Here is a 19697-nt window from a genome sequence, read left to right as displayed (position 1 = left end):
TTGACGGCAAAAAAAGGGCTGGGTCTCGTTTTCACACGCCATGTCTTCTATTTCTCGCCGCGCCTTTCTCCATCACAGCTCCCTTTGCCTTGCCGGTATCGGGGCTGATAGAATTCTCGCTGCTGATACTGCGGCGAAACCCCTTCTGCGTGTCGGCTTGATGACGGATCTGCATTATGCGGACAAGGAGCCCACCAAGACGCGGTTCTACCGCGAGGCACTGGCGAAGCTGGATGAGGCGGTGGAGGTCATGAATCGTGAAAAGCCGGCATTAGTGATCGAGCTGGGTGATTTCATCGATCAGGCGGATTCAGTGGAGCGTGAGATCGAATGGCTGAAGACGATGGAATCGCAATTCGCCCGGCTCGCGATTCCGAGGCATTATGTGTTGGGAAATCACTGCGTGGGCACGTTGACGAAGCAGGAGTTTGCCGCTCACACGAAGGCGACGGGAGGGCATGCAGCATTTGAAGAGAATGGGGTGACGTTTTTGATTCTCGACGCCTGCTTCCGTGAGGATGGCACACCGTATGAACGGAAGAATTTCAACTGGCAGGATGCCAATCTGCCCAAGGCGGAGCTGGAATGGCTGGAGGCTTCGCTGGCCAAGGCAGGCGGTCCGGTGGTTGTCTTCGCGCATCAACGGCTCGACATGGACAAGGCGCACGCCGTGTGCAACGCCGCCGAAGTGCGTGCGCTGCTGGAGAAGTCCGGCAAGGTGCTCGCTGTGTTCCAGGGCCACTCGCACAAGAACGACTATCAGCAAATCGCTGGCATCCACTTCACCACGCTCGTCGCCATGGTGGAGGGCAGCGGCATGGAAAACAACGGCTACTCGATGCTCGACATCATGGCTGATGGCTCGCTGCGCTTGAACGGCTTCCGCAGGCAGGTAAATCGTACTTTGAACCACGCATGAAACACTTTCTCCTTCTCCTGGCATTCACAAGCTCCGTGCTCGCGCTGGAGCCCGGCTTCGAATCCCTATTCGACGGCAAAACCCTTGATGGCTGGAAGCATGATGGCAACTGGACGGTGGTGAATGGCGAGATCGCACGCGTGAAGAAGGGCGGCTCATTGACCTATGAAAAGGCGAAGGTGCCGGATGATTTCGAGCTGCGCTTTGAGTGGAAAGTGGCGAAGGGCTGCAACAGCGGTGTGTATTACCGGCCGGGTCAGTATGAGTATCAATTGCTCGACAACGCCAACAGCCCCTACGGCGAAAATCCGCGGCAGAGTGCGGGCTCACTGTTCTTCTGCATGGCCCCGACCAAGGATGTGGTTCGACCATTTGAGCAGTGGAATGAGGCGCGCGTCATCTGCAAGGGCAGCGTCATCCAGCATTGGTTGAACGGAGAGAAAGTGGTCGATTTCGACTATGCCGATCCGCGCTGGAAAGACGCCATCAAACTGGTCAGCTATCGAGGCACGGACCTTGCAAAGCGGGGTGGTAATCTCTGGCTGCAGGATCATGGCGCCGATGTGTGGTTCAAGAACCTGCGCTGGCGCACGATTCCAGCTGACGAGCCGCTGGTGAGTGAAAACCTCACGCCCATGCCCGTGTCCGAGGCTGCATTGAAAAAAGAAGAGGCGCGTATTCAGGAGCTGCTGAACCCCAAACCCAAGCCTGCGAAAAAATCTGCGTTGCGGCACCAAGAGATGAAACGATTCAAGGCTGAGGAGGCGCATCAAGGTGTGGCAGTGGATGACACTTATTTTTATGCGATCACGAACGCGGCCATCGGCAAATATCGCAAAGACAGCGGCGAACGTGTCGGCGGCTGGAAGGAGGCGAAGGAGGGACACATCAAGCATCTGAACGCGGGAGTCGTGCTTGATGGGAAGCTCTACTGCGCGCATTCCAACTACCCTGAGATGCCGATGACGAGCTCCGTGGAGATTTGGGATCCACAGACGATGCTGCATTTGGAGTCCATTGACCTGACGGACGCCGACGGCTCGCTGACCTGGGTGGACCGGCGCGATGGGCTTTGGTATGCCTGTTTTGCGCAGTATGCGAAGACCGGTGATCCTGCGAAGACGCGGATCGTGATGTTTGATGCCCAGTGGAAGAATCTCGGAGAACTGAAATTTCCGAGCGAAGTGGCGGCGAAGTTTGGCAAGAACAGCAGTTCCGGCGGCAGCTTTGGGCCTGCCGGGCATCTCTTCATCACCGGCCATGATGCGCAGGAGTTGTATGTGCTCGATCTCCCGGCCAAGGGTGACGTGTTGCTCTGGCAGAGCGCGATACCGATCAGCGCCCACGGACAGGCCTTCGCCTGGGATCGCGGTAAAGACGGAGTGCTGTATTCCATCGACCGGAAGACCTCTGAGGTGATTGTCTCACGAATTTCGAAGTCCTGATTTTACCGCCAATCGTAGAATGGGTTTTCCTGACAAACTCTCATCCACACGATCATGTAACAAAAAGCATCCGCGCAATGGCAGGGGTCCCTCAGAGAAGGAACCGGCACTCTCAGCACCGGCTCCGGTGCGCTCACTGACAAACCCTACTCTTTCAAGACTCGATTCGAAGGCGAGCAGGGTACAAATCCTGAAGAACTCATCGGTGCGGCCCACGCGGGCTGCTTCTCGATGGCTTTCTCCATGATTCTGGGCGGCGCTGGATTTACCCCCGACAAGATCGACACCAGTGCCACCATCACGCTGGAACGGAAAGACGGGGGCTTTGCCATCACGGCCAGCCACCTCGATGTGACCGCCGTCATCCCTGGCATCGACGACGCCACCTTCCAAGACCTCGCGGGTAAAGCCAAGGCGGGGTGTCCCGTGTCCAAGCTGCTGAATGCGACAATCACGATGGAAGCGAAGCTGGCGTGATCCCGGCTGTGAATGAAGAAGACTTGTCAAGTCCGGTGTCTTTTGACACTGGCTTGGTCAGCTTTGCTGCAAGATGGCTTTCGTGCCCGGTTCCCAGGCGAGCCCCCAGTCACGGATGGACTTCATAACTGGCCGGAGGGAATCGCCTTTCTCAGTGAGTTCGTAGGCCATGCGCTTGCCACCGTCAGAGGCGGGGATCTGGCGGATAATGTCTGCTTCGAGAAGACGTTCGAGGCGGTCGCTGAGGATGTTGGTGGGAATGCCTTCGGGAGAGCTGACAAAGTCTTTGAAGCGGCTGCGGCCCAGCATGAGATCGCGGATGACAAGAAGCGTCCACCGGTCGCCAAACAGGTCGAGTGCACAGGACACAGGGCAGGGGGAGCGGCGTGAGGATGTCGGTGGCGCCTTGAGCGGGCGTTTGGATGCTTTGGCCTTGGGCATGGGGGACTATGATTCCAAATACTTGCGTTTCAAAAGTAAAAAACTTGCATAATGCAAGCAATGCACAATTTTGCTCGCATGAGCACCAGTACTTATTCTCAACTCGCCCCGCCGGGCGCCGGTCTGCCAGTCATCGAACTTTGGGTCGCCAGGCTGTTATTCGCGCTGACACGCCTTCGCGGCAATCGTGAGGCTTTTGTGACCAAGTTTGAGCAGGAGCGTGCGGCGATCCGTGCGCTGGTGGGATCATGCCCTGAAGCGCAGCGTGGTGAGCAGGTGCTCATCGCTCGTTTACCCGGCCTAGAGGACAGCAGCCGCGACTGGTCCGTGTGGATGACGCTGGATCATCTGCGCATCACCAACATCGCCTTCGCACGAGTCATCAACGCACTCACTCATGGGAATGTGCCGCCGGGAAAGGCGAGCACGGCGGCGGTCAAACCGAGTGTCTCGGTGACTGCAACCGTCGAGGCGGACTTTGAGCGTTCGTGTGATGGAGTGCTTGCTGCGATCACTGAAGCATCCGATTTGAAGACCAAGGTGCGGTTTGCACATCCGTGGTTCGGCCCACTGGATGCTTTCGGGTGGGCGGCAATGGCTGGCACGCACATGGGCATTCATCGTGCGCAGATTCAAAGCATCCTGCTAGGATTGGACCGATGAAGCAGCCGCTGTCGCTCACCACTGATCCCATTCCCCAGCTCATCTGGCGCATCGCGCTGCCGATGAGTGTGGGCATGTTTTTCAACACGATGTTCAATGTCGTGGACACGCTATGCGCTGGCTGGCTGGGCACAGACTCGCTGGCGGCGCTGTCGCTGTCGTTTCCGTTGTACTTCGTTGTGTTTGCCATCGGCAGCGGCATCAGCCAGGGCACCACGGCCTTGCTGGCGAATGCGCTGGGCGCGGGGCATGCGGCGGAGGCACGCAGGGTGTTCGCGCAGTCGCTGGTGTTTGCCACCACGGCGGGTGTGCTGCTTTCCAGCGTGGGCTGGCTGGTGGCCCCGGGGTTGTTTCGGCTGCTCGGCGCCGAGGGCAGTTATTTGAGTGCCGTGCTGGATTACATGCACGTGATCCTTGCCGGAGGGGTGTTCTTTTTGCTGCCGATGATCCTGAACTCAGCGCTGTCTGCGCAGGGCACCACCTGGGTGTATCGAAATTTTCTCATCGTCGGCTTCGTGGCGAACATCGTGCTCAATCCTGTGCTGATGTGGGGCTGGACGGGGTTGCCAGCACTGGGCGTGGCCGGCATCGCGCTGGCCACGGTGCTTGTGCAGATGGGCGGTGGAGTTTTTCTGTGGTCTCATGTCAGCAAGGCGGACTATTGCCGCAATCTGCGGCGGGATGATTTCAAACCTGATCTGCAGGTGCTGCGGCGGATTGCAGGACAGGCAATTCCAGCGGCGCTGAACATGCTCACCATCTCGCTGGGGGTGTTTGTCATCACTTGGTTCGTGAAGCACTTCGGCAAAGAAGCTGTGGCGGCCACGGGCATCGCCACACGCGTCGAGCAGATTGTGCTCATGCCTGCCATCGGTCTGAATTCAGCGGTGCTGAGCATCGTAGGGCAGAATCACGGTGCAGGACTCCCGCTCCGCGTGCGCGAGGCCTGGGTGACGAATGTGAAGATTGGCGCGGGGCTGATGCTGATCGGCGGCTTGCTCGTTTGGCTGTTGCGTGTGCCTGCCATGAGGATGTTCAGCCAGGATCCGATCGTGATCGGGCATGGTCGGAACTACTTGCTCAGCTCATCACTGACTCTTGCGGCCTACCCGATTTTGTTTGTCACCGTCTTTGCCATGCAGGGCATCAAACAGCCTGCCTATGGTCTGTGGATGGGCATCTACCGGCAGCTCGTCGCACCCGTGGTGGTGTTTCACACCCTGGCCTTCACGCTTGGCTGGGGGCTGTGGGGCGTGTGGTGGGGCATCTGCATCGTCACCTGGAGCGCCGCCCTTTTCGCGCTCGGCTGGGGATGGCGGAAGTTTTGAAGCATTTCTGTCGCTGCAGATGAGCAGCACCTGATTGACAAATTCGCGGCACCGGCGACGCATCCGTCATGTCCGCCAAACCTGATCCCGCCACGCTGCCTTGCAGTCCACTCGATGAAACCGCCGGTTTGAAATACTTCCCGCGCATGCTGGGCAAGATCCGTCTGCATGCCGCTGGCAAGCTGTGGGAGGATTTGCATGCGAATCTGGGCAAAGGCAGTGACGGCAGCTGCGTCGGATTCCTGCATGTGAACTATGACGATCTCAAGGGCCGCGTGCTGGAGGGTGGGGCGGATGAGGAGATTTTGCACTGGTGCCAGGTGCACGGCCGCCAGCTGAATGACACCGACAAGCTCGTCTGGAACTACTACATCCTGAAACTCGGCATCAATGATCATATCACGGACATATTGGCAAAACGAAAAGCCGATGGCGGTCTTGGTGATCGTGATGACATCCAGACCATCACGAAATATATTGATGTGGATGAGGGAAGACTGCCTTGAATGAGTGAAGAGGCGTCACCACCGGTTTCATTCTGGCAGAGCGTGCGGCAGTCGTTGCGTGGTGCGGAGCAGCATGACTACACCGCGCTGCCACTGAATCGTGCGGTCATCCTGCTCGCGGTGCCGATGGTGCTGGAGATGGTCATGGAGTCGCTGTTCGCTGTGGCGGATGTTTTCTGGGTTTCTCATCTCGGAAAGGAGGCCGTGGCCGTCGTGGGCCTCACGGAGTCGATCATGACGCTCATTTATGCGGTGGCGATTGGCATATCGATTGCTGCCACGGCGATTATTTCACGCCGCATTGGTGAAAAGGAGCCGGAGCTCGCAGCACAGGCGGCGGGGCAGATCGTGCTGCTGGGCTTGCTTGCGGCGACTGGCATTGGCATCGTGCTCGGGTATTTCGCCCCTGATATTCTGCGGCTGATGGGTGCGGGTGAGGAGATCGTGACGCTCGGCACCGGTTTTGCCCGCATGATGTTAGGCGGCAATGCCACGGTATTTTTGATCTTCCTCATCAACGCCATCTTTCGTGGTGCGGGTGATGCTGTGATCGCCATGCGCACACTGTGGCTGGCGAATGCGCTGAACATCGTGCTGGGGCCGTGCTTCATTTTCGGCTGGTGGATTATTCCCGAACTTGGCGTCACGGGTGCGGCGGTGGCGACGAACATTGGCCGCGGCATTGGCGTGCTGTATCAGCTCTGGCATCTCGCAGGGCATCACAGCCGCGTGAAAGTGCGCTGGCAGCATTTCAAACCTGAGAGGGAGGTAATCAGCGCGGTGCTCAGCAAGTCCGGCAGCGGCATCATCCAGCTTCTCATCAGCACGACGAGCTGGGTGGGGCTGTTCAAAATTCTCGCGCTCTTCGGCAGTTCGGCGCTGGCAGGTTACACGATTGCGATACGCATTGTGGTGTTTGCGCTGATGCCCGCATGGGGGCTGGCCAATGCCGGAGCCACCTTGGTGGGGCAGAATCTCGGCGCACATAAGCCAGAGCGTGCGGAGGCAGCGGTCAAGATCGCCGTGAAGTTCGACGTCATCGTCCTGAGCTTGATCGGGATCTTCTTCGTGCTGTGCGCACATCCGCTGATTCGTTTGTTCACCCAAGATCCTGAGGTGGTGGCGTACGGCACACAGGCATTGTGGGTCGTGAGCCTTGCTTTCCCACTTTACGCGGCCGGCATGTGCTTCGAGGCCGCGTTCAATGGTTCCGGTGACACCTGGACGCCCGCACGACTGAATTTCCTCTGTCTCTGGATAGGCCAGATTCCCATCGCGTGGCTGTTTTCAAAAACCTTCGCCTTTGGCCCTGTCGGCGCGTTTGTCTCGGTTCCCGTTTCCTACTCGTTGCTTGCCATCTTCAGCGGCCTGCTATTCAAACGTGGCCGGTGGAAAACCCAGAAGGTTTGAGCTCAGCCCGTCTTAGCATGTTATGAAATCCTTCTTACTTGGCCTGATCTGGCTTGTTTGTCTGACAGCATCTGCCGCTGAACTTCAATCCACTGGCGCAGGCATCGAAATTTCCGCCGGGAGTCTGGGCAGCTTCACGCTGACCTATCCTGAGTTTGATCCGGTGCACAAACAGATCGAGGTGAAAGTGGTGGGTGCGAATGCAACGGTACGCTATGAAGGCGGGGCGGAGTGCGCGGTTTCCATCAGCAAGGATGAGATTGAGCTCACTTTCAAAGGCATGCCGGAAGGGGTGAAGTCGTGGAAGATGTCTGTGCTCATCGACATCGGTTTCGCTAAAGGCGGCGAGTGGAAAATTGCTGAGAAGGAGGGCAGGTTTCCGGCGGAAAAGTCCACGCCACCTCAGTTCGCGAGCCTGAACAGCACGAGCTTCGTGCTGAAGAATGCGCAGGGGCAGAGCCTGAGCTTCACCACGCCGGATTATTCGTTTCAGCAACTCACCGACAACCGTGAGTGGAACTGGGCCATCTACAATTGGTACTTCATGGTGCCGTACAATAAGGACCAGCCAACGGCGAAAATTCGCATCACTTCAGATCTCGCTGCCGTCGCGAAGTTGATTGATCCCTTTGGTCAGAGCCTCAAAGATTCGTTCCCGAACAAGCTCAAAAACCCGGAAGACCTGAAGGCTGATGTGGAGGCGGACAAGAGTTACTACGCAAGCATCGAAACGCCAAAGCTGGATCGTTTCGGCGGCCAGCTCGGCAGCGGTGAGGCGTTGGGCCTGAAGAAGACCGGCTTCTTTCATGTGGAGCAGAAGCAGGACAAGTCATGGCTTGTTGATCCCGATGGGAACGCTTTCTTTCACCTCGGCATCTGCGGCTTCGCCCCGAGCGATGACTACACCTACGTCACAGGTCGTGAGGGCATCTACGAGTGGTTGCCAAAGGCAGAGGGTGAGTTTGCCAGTGCCTTCCGGCCCGGCGATGGGGATGCGAATTTCTCCTTCTATCTCGCGAACGTGATCCGCAAGTTCGGCGCTCCCTATGACTATGAAACGCATGCCACACGCATGATCGAGCGGGTGCGCAAGTGGGGCTTCAACTCCATCGGCGCGTTCAGCCCCACGCCCGAGAAGACGCATGTGAAGGCCGATTTCCCGTATGTGACCAGCCTGCCGATCAATGCCTGGGAAGGCGTGCCACGCATACCCGGCGTGCATGAGGTGTGGGATCCGTATGATGCAGCGACAGCGCAAAAGATCGCCGAAAACCTCGCGCGTGAGCTGCCAGCGCGCGCCAATGATCCGCTGCTCATCGGCTACTTCATCGTGAATGAGCCGCGTTACGATGAAATCTCACTCGTCGTTCCCTCTCTCACCGGCAAAGAAGCCTGCAAGCGTCGCCTGGTGGCGGTGCTGAAGGACAAGTATCACTCCGTCGATGTCTTCAACACCGCATGGCAGCTCAAAGCGGCCTCTTTTGATGAACTGATCGACGTCGGGCTCGCCGTGACGACGGACGCGGCCAAAGCAGATATGAAAGCCTATGTGAATGCGTTCATGGAAACCTACTTCGCGCAGATCGAAAAACTGTTCCGCCAGCACGACACCAATCACATGCTCATCGGCAGCCGTTTGCAGCCCGTGACGATCAACGACGAGCAGCTTTGCCGTATGATGGGCAGGCATCTCGATGTCGTATCCTACAATTACTACACCATGGGAGTGGATACGGCGGCGTTGAAGCGCTTCCACGAATGGACCGGCAACAAGCCGATGATGCTCAGCGAGTTCTTCTGGGCCTCGCCCAAGGACAGCGGGTTGGTGGGCGGGCGTGAAGTCAGCAGCCAGCAGGAGCGGGGACTGGCCTACCGCAACTACGTCGAGCAGAGCGCCGCCCTGGGTTTTGTCATTGGCATTGAGTGGTTCACCCTCATTGATCAGGCGACGACCGGCCGCTGGTTCAGCAAGTACAATGGAGAGAGCTACAACACCGGCCTCGTCAGTGTGGCGGATCGCCCGTGGAAGGACATGCTGGCCGAGATGATGAAGACGAACCACAACATCTATGATCTCCTGCTGGGCAAGCGCCCGCCGTTCGCCTGGGATGATCCCCGTTTCCGTGCCGAAGCAAAATAAGGCGGCTAGATCAAGGATGGTCATCCAGGTGCCAAGGATGCGCATCTGGTGCGAGTTGTGACTTGTGCTGGTGAACTGCTAGTCTCGTTGCTAAGATGTGGTTTATGCCATCCAAATCCAAAATCGTTCAGCTCGTGGCCAGCGGTGACCTGCGCCTTTCTGCCAACCAAACATGCTGGGCGGCGCAGGCCGCCATGGAGGAGGCGCTGGGTGCCGCATTGAAGGCGGAGGGCTGGGAGGTCAAGCGTGCGCATGCGCTGGACACATCCAAGAAGCACGGGTTCATCGATTCGCAACGGATGGGCATCGAGGTGTTTCGTGGCATCGATCCCGAGGCACCGCTGATCGTGGCGGAAGCAGTGTGGCAGTACTCGCACCATGTGCTGGCGGGTTTGACCACGCATCGCGGCCCGATTTTGACGGTGGCAAACTGGAGCGGCCAGTGGCCTGGGCTGGTGGGCATGCTGAATTTGAATAGCTCGTTGACCAAAGCGGGCGTGAAATACTCGACGCTCTGGAGCGAGGATTTCACCGACACTTTTTTCAAGACCAAGCTGAAGCAGTGGCTCAAGTCCGGCAGCATCACCCACGATCTCAGCCACGTGCAGAAGCTGGAGAAGGTGAAGGTGCCCGCAAAGACCGCGGCCCTGGGCAAGGAACTGGCCGCGACCCTGCGTGCGGACAAGGCCATCATGGGCATCTTTGATGAAGGCTGCATGGGCATGTTCAATGCCATCATTCCCGACCATGCTTTGCATGCTTGCGGCGTGTTCAAGGAGCGGCTGAGCCAATCGGCGCTGTACCATGAGACGATGCAGGTCAGCGATTCAGATGCACTGGCGATCCATACCTGGGTGGTGAAGCATGGCATGACCTTTCAGCTTGGCGACAATCACGCCATGCAGCTCACGCGCGATCAGGTGCGGCTCCAGTGCAAGATGTACGCTGCTGCGCTGCGCATCGCGGATGACTTCGGCTGCGACGCCATCGGCATCCAGTATCAGCAGGGCTTGAAGGATTTGCTTCCGGCAAGTGATCTCGTGGAAGGCATGCTGAACAACTCGGATCGCCCGCCGGTGAAGTCGCGTGACCGCAAACGCACCCTGCTGGAAGGCCAGCCGCTGCTGCATTTCAATGAAGTGGACGAATGCGCCGGGCTGGACGGAATGCTCACGCAGCGTGTGCATCGCGCGCTGCAGCAGCCGGTTGAGACGACGCTGCACGATGTGCGCTGGGGCGAAAAATACGGCAAAGATTACGTCTGGGTCTTTCTCATCAGCGGCGCGGCACCTCCCGCCCATTTCGTTGAAGGTTGGAAGAGCGCGGAGGGCTTCCGCCAGCCCGCGATGTACTTCCCGAGCGGCGGCTCCACACTTCGTGGTATTTCCAAGCCGGGCGAGATCGTCTGGTCGCGCATCTACGTGCAGGATGAAGCGCTGCACATGGACATCGGCCGCGGCTGTGTGGTCGATCTTCCACGTGAGGAAACCGAGCGCCGCTGGCAGCTCACCACACCGCAATGGCCGATCATGAGCGCGGTGACCTATGGCGTGAGCCGTGATCAGCTCATGGCCAAGCATCAGGCCAATCACGTCCAGGTCGCCTATGCGAATGACGCCAAGGCGGCGGACGACTGCATGTTTGCCAAGGCGGCGATGGCCCGCGCTCTTGGCATGCAGGTGAATGTGTGCGGCACTCTGTCGCGTTGATTGTTTTCCCAACCATGAAGCTCCTCCAACCCCTCCTGCTTGCCTGTCTCTGTAGCCACGCTTTTGCCGCCGACGGCCTCGCGCCGCTCAAGTACAACAACCCCGGCCTCGTGGTCGATCTCGGTGTGGGTTTGTGGGCGTGGCCGCTGCCGATGGACTTCGATGGCGATGGCGATCTCGACCTCGTGGTGAACTGTCCCGACAAGCCCTACAACGGCACCTATTTCTTCGAGAACGCCAGTGGAGACACGTCGAAAAACAAGATGCCGGTGTTCAAGCCTGCCAGGCGCATCAGTGCAGGAAAGCAGAATGTGCAGGTCAGCTATGTGGATGGCAAGCCACGGGTGCTTTCGCCCGGCAAAGAGTATCCCGACTTTCTCAAAACCGGTCTGGATCACGAGCAGAAGCTGCCCGTGGACGCAAAAGTCCATCCCAACAAAATCCGCGCCGACATGTGGCGCATGGTGGATTTCGATGGTGACGGAAACAACGATCTCATCGTCGGCGTCGGCGACTGGACCGAGTACGGCTGGGACAACGCCTACAACGAAAACGGCCGTTGGATGAACGGCCCCATTCGCGGCTATGTGTATCTGCTGCGCAACACCGGCACGAACGACAAGCCCGCCTACGACAAGCCCAAGAAAATCATGGCCACTGACCGCCCGGTTGAAACCTTTGGCTGGCCTTCGCCGAACTTTGCGGACTTCGATGGCGATGGCGACCTCGACCTGCTCTGCGGCGAGTTCCTCGACGGCTTCACCTATTTTCAAAACACCGGTACGCGCACCAAGCCGAAATATGAACTCAGCGTCCGCCTGAAGGCCGACACGGGCCGCTATCTCACGATGGATCTCGAAATGATCACGCCCACCGCGATCGACTGGGACAAGGACGGCGACCTTGACCTCATCTGCGGCGACGAAGACGGACGCGTAGCCTTCATCGAAAACACCGGCAAATTTGAAAACAAAGCGCCCGTCTATGCCGAGCCCCGCTACTTCCAGCAGGAGGCGGATCAGGTGAAGTTTGGCGCGCTCGTCACGCCTGTCGGTTTCGACTGGGATGGCGATGGAGACATGGACCTTATTTGTGGAAACACGGCGGGCTACGTCGGCTTCATTGAAAACCTCAGCGGCAAAGGCGTGGAGACGCCGAAGTGGGCCGCGCCTGTGCGCCTGGAAGCTGCGGGCAAAGTCATCCGACCGATGGCTGGCGGCAATGGCAGCATTCAGGGCCCCTGTGAGGCGAAGTGGGGCTACACCACACAGACCGTGGCGGATTGGGATGGCGATGGCCTGCCAGATCTTTTGCTGAATTCCATCCTCGGCAAAGTCGTGTGGTATCAAAACATCGGCACACGCCAAAAGCCGCAGCTTGCCGCAGCGCAGCCTGTGGAGGTCGAATGGAACGGCCCTCAGCCTACGCTCGCCTATGGCTGGCTGCGTCCGGAAGGCAAGGCGCTGCTCACCCAGTGGCGCACCACGCCAGTCGCCGTGGATTGGAACAAGGATGGTCTTATCGATCTCATCATGCTCGATCAGGAAGGCTACCTCGCGTTTTTTGAGCGGGCGAAGCAGGATGGCAAACTGATCCTCAAGCATCCGCAGCGTGTGCTGTGCGCAGCGCAGGAGGTGCAAGCACCTGCGGCAGCGGACAAGGCGGTCAAAGTGAAAACACCTGTCGCCATGAAGCCCGGCGAACCGCTGCGTCTGAATGCTGGCATCGCCGGTAAAAGCGGCAGGCGCAAGATCTGCATCATGGACTGGGACAAAGACGGCAAGCTCGACATCCTGCTCAACTCCGCCAACGCCAATTTCATCCGCCAGACCTCCAGCGGCGATGGCAAATGGTTCTTCACCGACATGGGCCTTCTCATTGATGCCAACATCGAAGGCCACGACGTGAGCCCCACCACGGTAGATTTCAACGCTGACGGTCTGCCGGACTTCGTCGGCGGCGCGGAGGACGGGCATCTCTATTACCTGCGAAATCCGCAGGCAAAATAGCTCGTTTCGCGCATACACCGCACTTTCCACGTGCTCTGCGCTGAGTAGTGAGAGAGATGACTTGGATCGAAATCCTCACCCTCAGCGCCGCAGGCTGCGCTGCCGGTGCGATCAATGCCATTGCGGGCGGAGGCACGCTGCTGACGTTCCCAGTGCTGCTCATGTTCGGCACGCCTCCCGTGCTGGCAAATGCCACAAGCACTGTAGGGCTGGTCATCGGTACGGCGGGCAGCATCGTGAGCTTTCGCGGGCATTTGAAAGCGATCCGCACACGGCTGTTCCAGTTCATCCCGATCTTCTTCATCGGCGCGGCCATCGGGAGCTGGTTGCTAACGCAGACCAGCGACGATCAGTTCTCCAAGCTCATTCCCTTTCTCGTTCTGTTCGCGACTGTACTGTTCTTCCTTCAGGGATTTCTGCGCAAGTCAGCAACTTCGTCGAAATCAAAGGCGCTGTGGTTTTCCATCGCACTGCAGCTGCCGGTGGCGATCTACGGCGCGTTTTTCGGCGCGGGCATCGGCATCCTGATGCTCGCGTCGTTCGGCTTCATGGGGATGACGAACATCCACGAGATGAACGCGCTTAAGAACATTCTCGGCTCGCTGATCAACGTCATTGCCGCCGTATGGTTCATCGCAGTTGGCATGGTCAACTGGCCGCAGGCATTGGCCCTGACAGCAGGTGCATTGATCGGCTACTATCTCGGAGCACACTACTCCCAGCGCATTTCACCGCAGAAAGTAAGGAATCTCATCACAGCCATCGGGTTGATCATTTCTGTGCTCATGTTCTGGAAGCAGTTTGGATGACCGGACTGCTCCCTCGTCGCCGAAAACGGCCCGCGAATAAGATCCATGAAGTCGAAATGGAATTTTAAAACGGCTTGGCACCAATCAATTCGAGCCAGCTGATAGTTCCCTGATGCCGCCAGGTAGCTGTTATCACGAACTGGCTTGACTTGCCCCAGGGGAGCAGTGTTTCAAGGCGTTTGCTCAATGCTTCATGCCTCGGTATGAAGGCATGCCCCTGACCACTGTCGGTCTCAACCTTGAAGCATTCGTATTCCGCATATCGTGGCGCATCACCTCCAAAGTAATGCATGCGGGAGAGCATGGCGATCAGAGTGAAATTTCCGGCCTGTGGCATTGTCAAAATATCTGAGAGGTCATTGCCACGAGCTTCACCAAGGAGCCAGTGGTTGATGGCTTCGCGAAATGGGTCCGGCATGCGAAGCTTGAAGTCCTGCGGGATGACAGGCCTCATGAACATCTCCTCCACGGGCTTGCCGTTCTGTGGCAGGTGGTGCCTGCGGAAGATGGTGGGAGACGCCAGCCATAACTCCTCCTTCTCCCGGTCCCAGAAAATGATGAAACGCTCGTTTTGGATCGACAGCGGTGCAAAAGCGGTGACACCTGCGACGCCATCGCTCAGCCTGTCTTTGAGGGTGTAGCTGCGCATGCTCGAACGACCGTCCTTTCCCCGCATGGGTTGGGGATCGACACTGATGGTATAACGCGAGTTCAGCTGAAGTGGGCGTCCGGCTGTGGTGAGGAATCGAGGATCGTCTTCCACAAACTGTGGAATGCGGGTCGCTGGTTTCAGCCGCTCCTGCTCGATTTGTTTCTCCAGCCTGGTGATTTGCTCGCTCAAGGACTTCATCTGTGGATGGTTTCGTCCGAGTGTCTGTCTAAGGTCGGACATTTGCCGCTGACAAAAGAGCAGTTCCTCCTGCAGCCGGTTTTCCCAGGCCGACATAAGGGCCTTGGATTTCGCAGGCGGCTGAACAGAAGCTGCGCTTTTGCCGGGAGACTGGCCGCTGAAATACCACACCACACTGCCTGCCACGCCCAGTAAAAGCAGGGCCAGCAGCAGGATGAGCACCACTGCACAGCCTATGCGCTGGCGCTTGAAAAGAGAACGAATCAACCCAATGAGACCGACCAAAACCAAGGCCAGCACCAGGATTTGCAGACCAAAGATATTGGCGCTGACTCCGAATTGTTCCTGAGGAGTGACGGTGGATGAAACAGTGCTCGCCTTGGCAGGCAGCTCAAGCTTCAGCGGCTGGTCCAGCAGACGACAAATGACAACTGCACTGTTTGTATTTGTTTTTGCAGAGATGAGGCTGGTCGTGAGAAGTTCGTTCTGGAGTTGTGTGTAATTGCAGTTGAGTTCCTTTGTCTTTTCAGAGTCACCAATCTGTGTGTGAATTCGAACAAGCTCGTCTTTGAGGCGGGTGATTTCGATCCGTGCCTTCACTTCATAGTCTTTAGAGGCCTGGTTCCACTGCAGGTGGCTGGACTGAGTGACGTTGGCATATTCGATGCGCACTTCGCTCGCTTCCAAGGAGCTCACGGTCCATTGGACGTAAAAGGATGATGCAGTCCCGCTGTGCTCACTCATGATGAACACCCGGCTTGAAGTGTTGGCCGTCGTGGTGCGCGAAGTATCGTGACGCAGGATAAACAGCACCACCAGAATTCCTGCAATCAATGAGCCTAGCACCATGCCGAGAGCGCCCCGCCTTTTTTGAGGCCGCGGCGAAGCCGTATGCGTTTTTCCCAGCTCCGTTTTTTCGGGCATGGGTGTCACCGCTCCGGCGAGCTGCGTGCGGAATTCTGCCGCCGTGGCAAAGCGCAGCTCCGGTTTTGTTTCCAAGGCACGCAGCACAATCTCATCCAGTCGCACGTCGATCTGCACGCGTTTGGATGGCGGTTCGAGTTTTTCATTCGGCAGCTCGCCAGTCAGAAGTTCGTAGAGAATCACGCCGAGTGAATAGATGTCCGCCCGATGATCCACATGGCTTGTGTCACTGCGCTGCTCCGGCGCTGCATACGCCGGTGTGCCGAACGGCTGTGACAATGACTCGCCGCCATTCTCTGACATTGTACCGATCATCTTGGCGATCCCAAAGTCGGCGATCTTCACGCGTCCTGTTTTGTCGAGCAGTAGATTTTCCGGTTTGATGTCTCGATGCACGATGCCGTGCTCATGCGCATACTGCAGCGCCTCACACACCGGTGGCACGATGGCCAGCGCCTGCTCCGGCGTGAACCGGCCTGCCTGCATCGCCTGGCGCAGATTGACGCCATCGACGTACTCCATGAGCAGATAGAAATAGCCGCCGGCCTGGCCGAAGTCGTGAATCGTGACGATGTGCGGATGATTCAGTGCGGCCAGCGCCTGCGCCTCCTTTTCAAAACGTGCGGCGAACTTCGCGTCCTCCGAGCGCTCTGGAGCGAGGAGTTTAAGGGCGACGAGGCGGTTCAGTGTTTTTTGCCGGGCCTTGTAAACAACACCCATGCCACCACGACCAAGGCACTTGATGATTTCCAGCTGTGGAAAATGCGGAGCCAGTTCCTCCGGAGTCAGCGGTGCCTGGGGTGAAAGGGGAAGGGCATCCGGCGGCAGTGTTTCCGTCGCGAAATTCAATGCGGCGAGGCAGCGCGGACACAGGCCCTGAGGGGCATCGGTCGGCAGTTCGCAGCCGCATTTGGGGCATGGGGTGGATTCGGAACTCATCGCTTCCATGAGTAGTTCAGGGGTTTCGCAGTCGTGTTACAAGCGAATTCCCATCAAACGCTGCTCAGCACTGCGACCACATGCTTCATCTCCATGTCCACATCCTCGCCTTCCGCCAGCGTGGCGGCGATGCTGGCACGGAACAGTTCACGGAAACGCTTGCGCAGCCGATGCACCGCCACGCGTGCCGCACCCTCGGTGCAGCCTGTTTTGGCAGCCAGCTCCGGGTAGGAGATGCTGCCGCGATCAAGTGTCAGGCAGTGCTTCAGCGCCTGAAAATCTTCGGCTTTGGATGCCGCCGCAAATTCAGCCTCCAGGCTGGTCAGGGTCTGCTCCAGGAGCGTCATCGCCCAGCGCCGTTCAAACATCGCATCCGGTGCCAGATCAGGCTCGCTCGCAAACCGGCGCTCCGCATCCTCTGCATCCAGCGGCACATGCGTGATGTGTCCTCCGCGTTTCTGCGAGGTGTTTTTGTGCCATTCGTTGATGAGAAATCGCTTCATCGCCACGAGCAGAAAGGTGCGAAAGCGCCCCTGCTCCGGCCCGGCGGCACGCAGCCAGTCCTTTTCCACCAGTCGCGCAAAAAACTCCTGCGTAAGATCCTGCGCATCGTGCGGAGTGTGGCCATCTCGACGAACATACGCATACAATGGATACCAGTAGGCCCGGCACAGCGTCTCCATGGCCTGTTGGGAATCCTGATGCTTCGCCGCCAGCACGACGGACCAGCGAGTGGTCACAAACAGTGGGGAAGGAGAAGGGCTGGCGGGCATGTTGGCGGCGTTTCTTCAGGAAACGCGGCCGCATGTTACATGCAAATCACACCAGCTGCCACGGGCCGCGCATCGGACGTGTCAGCATGGCGGAGGCTTCTGCATCATCGAGGATCTGCTCTTTCGCCGGATCCCAGCGCAGCTTGGAGCGGTTCAGCCGCAGGGCGATGTTGGCCAGATGCGCGATGGTGATGCTGCGGTGAGCGTACTCGATGGGAGCGGCTGGTTTCACACCGTCTTGGATGGCGTCGATGAAATTGCGGAAGTGGTCCTTGCTCTCGTAGAGGCGGACATCGCTTTCGGCCAGCGGCTTGCGCAGCGTGTCGGGCTTGATCTCCAGCTTGCCCCGGGTGCAGAGTACGCTGCCGCTTTCGCCTTCAAAAAGGATGCCGGAGCCAAAGTCCTGCTTGTCAGCCACACTCACGGTGGTGCCATCTTCGTAGCGATAGGCGAAGGAAAACGTTGGTGGCGTGGTATAGAGACTTCCGGCAACGGGCCAAGTGGCCTTCAGATCGAAGAACTCGACCGGGCCGCTCTCATCCTGCCCCAGCGCCCATTGCACGATGTCGAGGTGATGCGCGCCGAAGTCGGTGATGTTGCCGCCGGAGTAGTCGAAAAACCAGCGCCAGTTCGAGTGCAGTCGTGCCGGACAAAAGGGGGCGTCAGGCGCTGGGCCGAGCCAGAAATCGTAGTTCAATCCTTCTGGAACTGGCGCAGGTGCAGTTTGTGCCGCGCTGCCGTTGTTGTCGCGGTTGTCGCTCGCCAGACCGACGCGGATTTGTTTCAGCCTGCCGATCTTGCCGTTGCGCACGTATTCGCAGGCCATGCGGAAGTGGATGTCACTGCGCTGCTGGCTGCCGGTCTGCCACACGACCTTGCTGTCCCGCACCACGTCACTCATGAAGCGGCCCTGCGCGACGGTGAGGCTCAGCGGCTTCTCGCAGTAGATGTTTTTCCCGGCCCGTGCCGCCGCCACGGCCATCAGCGCATGCCAGTGGTCCGGCGTGGCGATCTGAACGGCATCCACGTCTTTGCGTGCGAGCACCTCGCGGAAATCCTCATGCGTGGCGCAGCCTTGCGTGCCGTAGGTCTTGTCCACCAGACGCCGCGCCGGTTCGCGGCCCAGTGTTCCCGCCTTTTTGATGATGCCCTTGTTGTAGCGGTCGGATTCGCGCTCCACATCACACACCGCGATAACCTGGACACGTTCGTCCTGCAGAAAATTCTTCACCACATCCGTCCCACGACCACCGCAGCCGATCAGCGCGAGCGTCGTTCGGTTGGACGGTGACACCGCGCCATTTTTCCCCAAAGCTGAGCCGGGGATGAGCGTGGGAAAGCCCAGTGCCGTGGTTGTGGCGGTGCATTTCTGGAGAAATCGGCGACGGGAGCAGGGTGCTGCGGCATTCATGGCTTTGAATGTCAACGTGTTGGCTAAGGCAGTTCTTCAAGCAAGAGCCAAGGATTGAGGACATGCGTAATCAGTTGAATGAGTATAGTAATTAGGCTGTAAGATGTTAGTGCAAATAGATGGCAGGTAGGTAAATATGGTTGACGATAAGCAGATACAATTACTAGAATCCATGCGTTAATCGTGAAATCCTCTGCTATGAAAACACATATCCTCGCCAGTCTGTGCCTCCTCGCCGTAGTTCCGGCGCTGTCTGCCCATGAGTTTACCGATCTCCAAGGTCGCAAGCTCGATGCAGAGATTGTTGCCGCCTCCGGTGGTCAGGTCATGCTCAAACGAACTGCCGATGGCCGCACATTCAATGTGGCTGCCAACAGCTTCATTCCAGCGGATCAAAAAATCATCTCCGACTGGGCGGACGCCAATACGAAGTACAGCTTTGACGTGACCTACACCAAGAAGAAACTCAATCAGACCCGCACGAAGCGGGGGGCCGTGACTCTTGAAGAGGAGACTTGGATCTACAAAATCAACATCAGAAACCGCCTGCCCACCGCAATAGGTGACCTTCGTGTCGATTATTGGTGCTTCCGCCGGGAAGACTCTGGCAAAGGCAAAGGAGCGGCCCGGATCGAAACTTCCGGCAGCAGCAAAGTAGAATCCGTTGTCGGCTCTGGCGCAGCGACGGTGGACACCACGGAAATCATCCTGCACAAAGAAGAGCTCGCGGGCGGCTTTTATTGGGCCAATGGCGACAGTGCCATCAAGTCTGACGGCATGGGTGGTCTTGCCATCCGCATCTTTGATAAAAACGGCCGTGAGGTTTACAAGTGGGCGACCAAGGACGACCTCTTCGCAGCCGCTGTGGGCAAGCCGCAGGCAAACGGCTCACGCTCGCAATCTAATGCCAGTCCGAAATAGTTCACTGCCCATCCTTGAATTTG

15 protein-coding genes and 1 pseudogene are annotated in these 19697 nt (G+C 58.1%); 12 read left to right on the top strand and 4 right to left on the bottom strand.

Annotated features, from left to right (window positions below):
• The first annotated feature begins 40 nt into the window (after window positions 1-40).
• From ACIREA_RS00160 to ACIREA_RS00150, 3 genes and pseudogenes are all read left to right on the top strand, one after another.
• Window positions 41-919, top strand: a complete 879-nt coding sequence (locus ACIREA_RS00160; RefSeq protein ID WP_397379291.1) for a metallophosphoesterase — start codon at window positions 41-43, stop codon at window positions 917-919.
• Window positions 916-2364: a DUF1080 domain-containing protein gene (locus tag ACIREA_RS00155; RefSeq protein ID WP_397379289.1), complete on the top strand. Its 1449-nt coding sequence runs from the start codon at window positions 916-918 to the stop codon at window positions 2362-2364. The genes ACIREA_RS00160 and ACIREA_RS00155 overlap by 4 nt, the downstream gene beginning before the upstream one ends.
• A 66-nt stretch (window positions 2365-2430) precedes the next feature.
• Window positions 2431-2841, top strand: a pseudogene (locus ACIREA_RS00150) (OsmC family protein); the annotation flags it as partial.
• 57 nt (window positions 2842-2898) lie between these two features.
• Here ACIREA_RS00150 and ACIREA_RS00145 read toward each other — a convergent pair.
• A complete protein-coding gene (locus ACIREA_RS00145) occupies window positions 2899-3282 on the bottom strand; it encodes a winged helix-turn-helix transcriptional regulator (protein WP_397379286.1) in 384 nt (127 codons plus the stop codon).
• Between the two features lie 78 nt (window positions 3283-3360).
• On the opposite strand from ACIREA_RS00145, the gene ACIREA_RS00140 reads away from it, so the two are divergent.
• From ACIREA_RS00140 to ACIREA_RS00105, 8 genes are all read left to right on the top strand, one after another.
• Window positions 3361-3945: a DinB family protein gene (locus ACIREA_RS00140; RefSeq protein ID WP_397379284.1), complete on the top strand. Its 585-nt coding sequence runs from the start codon at window positions 3361-3363 to the stop codon at window positions 3943-3945.
• Window positions 3942-5273, top strand: a complete 1332-nt coding sequence (locus ACIREA_RS00135) for an MATE family efflux transporter (RefSeq protein ID WP_397379282.1) — start codon at window positions 3942-3944, stop codon at window positions 5271-5273. The genes ACIREA_RS00140 and ACIREA_RS00135 overlap by 4 nt, the downstream gene beginning before the upstream one ends.
• A 68-nt stretch (window positions 5274-5341) precedes the next feature.
• A complete protein-coding gene (locus ACIREA_RS00130; RefSeq protein WP_397379280.1) occupies window positions 5342-5779 on the top strand; it encodes a DUF5069 domain-containing protein in 438 nt (145 codons plus the stop codon).
• Entirely contained in the window at window positions 5780-7189 is a 1410-nt protein-coding gene (locus ACIREA_RS00125) for an MATE family efflux transporter (RefSeq protein ID WP_397379278.1), read from the top strand.
• A 22-nt stretch (window positions 7190-7211) separates the two neighbouring features.
• A complete protein-coding gene (locus tag ACIREA_RS00120) occupies window positions 7212-9329 on the top strand; it encodes an agarase (protein WP_397379276.1) in 2118 nt (705 codons plus the stop codon).
• A 104-nt stretch (window positions 9330-9433) separates the two neighbouring features.
• On the top strand, window positions 9434-11038 hold the full coding sequence (locus tag ACIREA_RS00115; protein WP_397379274.1) for a fucose isomerase: 1605 nt from the start codon (window positions 9434-9436) through the stop codon (window positions 11036-11038).
• A 14-nt stretch (window positions 11039-11052) separates the two neighbouring features.
• The gene (locus ACIREA_RS00110) at window positions 11053-13047 is read left to right on the top strand and encodes an FG-GAP repeat domain-containing protein (RefSeq protein WP_397379272.1); all 1995 of its coding nucleotides are present in this window, start codon (window positions 11053-11055) and stop codon (window positions 13045-13047) included.
• Between the two features lie 56 nt (window positions 13048-13103).
• The gene (locus tag ACIREA_RS00105; protein WP_397379270.1) at window positions 13104-13856 is read left to right on the top strand and encodes a sulfite exporter TauE/SafE family protein; all 753 of its coding nucleotides are present in this window, start codon (window positions 13104-13106) and stop codon (window positions 13854-13856) included.
• Between the two features lie 64 nt (window positions 13857-13920).
• On the opposite strand, the gene ACIREA_RS00100 is transcribed toward ACIREA_RS00105, so the two are convergent.
• The 3 genes from ACIREA_RS00100 to ACIREA_RS00090 are packed head-to-tail and all read right to left on the bottom strand — an operon-like array spanning window position 13921 to window position 18753.
• Window positions 13921-16569: a protein kinase gene (locus ACIREA_RS00100; protein WP_397379268.1), complete on the bottom strand. Its 2649-nt coding sequence runs from the start codon at window positions 16567-16569 to the stop codon at window positions 13921-13923.
• 53 nt (window positions 16570-16622) lie between these two features.
• Complete coding sequence (locus ACIREA_RS00095; RefSeq protein WP_397379266.1) at window positions 16623-17342, bottom strand: RNA polymerase sigma factor; 720 nt, start codon at window positions 17340-17342, stop codon at window positions 16623-16625.
• Window positions 17343-17388: 46 nt separating this feature from the next.
• Window positions 17389-18753, bottom strand: a complete 1365-nt coding sequence (locus ACIREA_RS00090) for a Gfo/Idh/MocA family protein (protein ID WP_397379264.1) — start codon at window positions 18751-18753, stop codon at window positions 17389-17391.
• 198 nt (window positions 18754-18951) lie between these two features.
• Between ACIREA_RS00090 and ACIREA_RS00085 the strand changes: the two genes are divergently transcribed.
• Complete coding sequence (locus ACIREA_RS00085) at window positions 18952-19674, top strand: hypothetical protein (protein WP_397379262.1); 723 nt, start codon at window positions 18952-18954, stop codon at window positions 19672-19674.
• Window positions 19675-19697 lie beyond the last annotated feature (23 nt).

It is taken from the genome of Prosthecobacter sp. (genome assembly GCF_044373815.1).
In the GTDB taxonomy this organism is placed as follows: Bacteria; Verrucomicrobiota; Verrucomicrobiia; order Verrucomicrobiales; family Verrucomicrobiaceae; genus Prosthecobacter.
The sequence above is the reverse complement of the archived record's forward strand: the minus strand, read 5'-3'. Positions and strand labels throughout refer to the sequence as shown.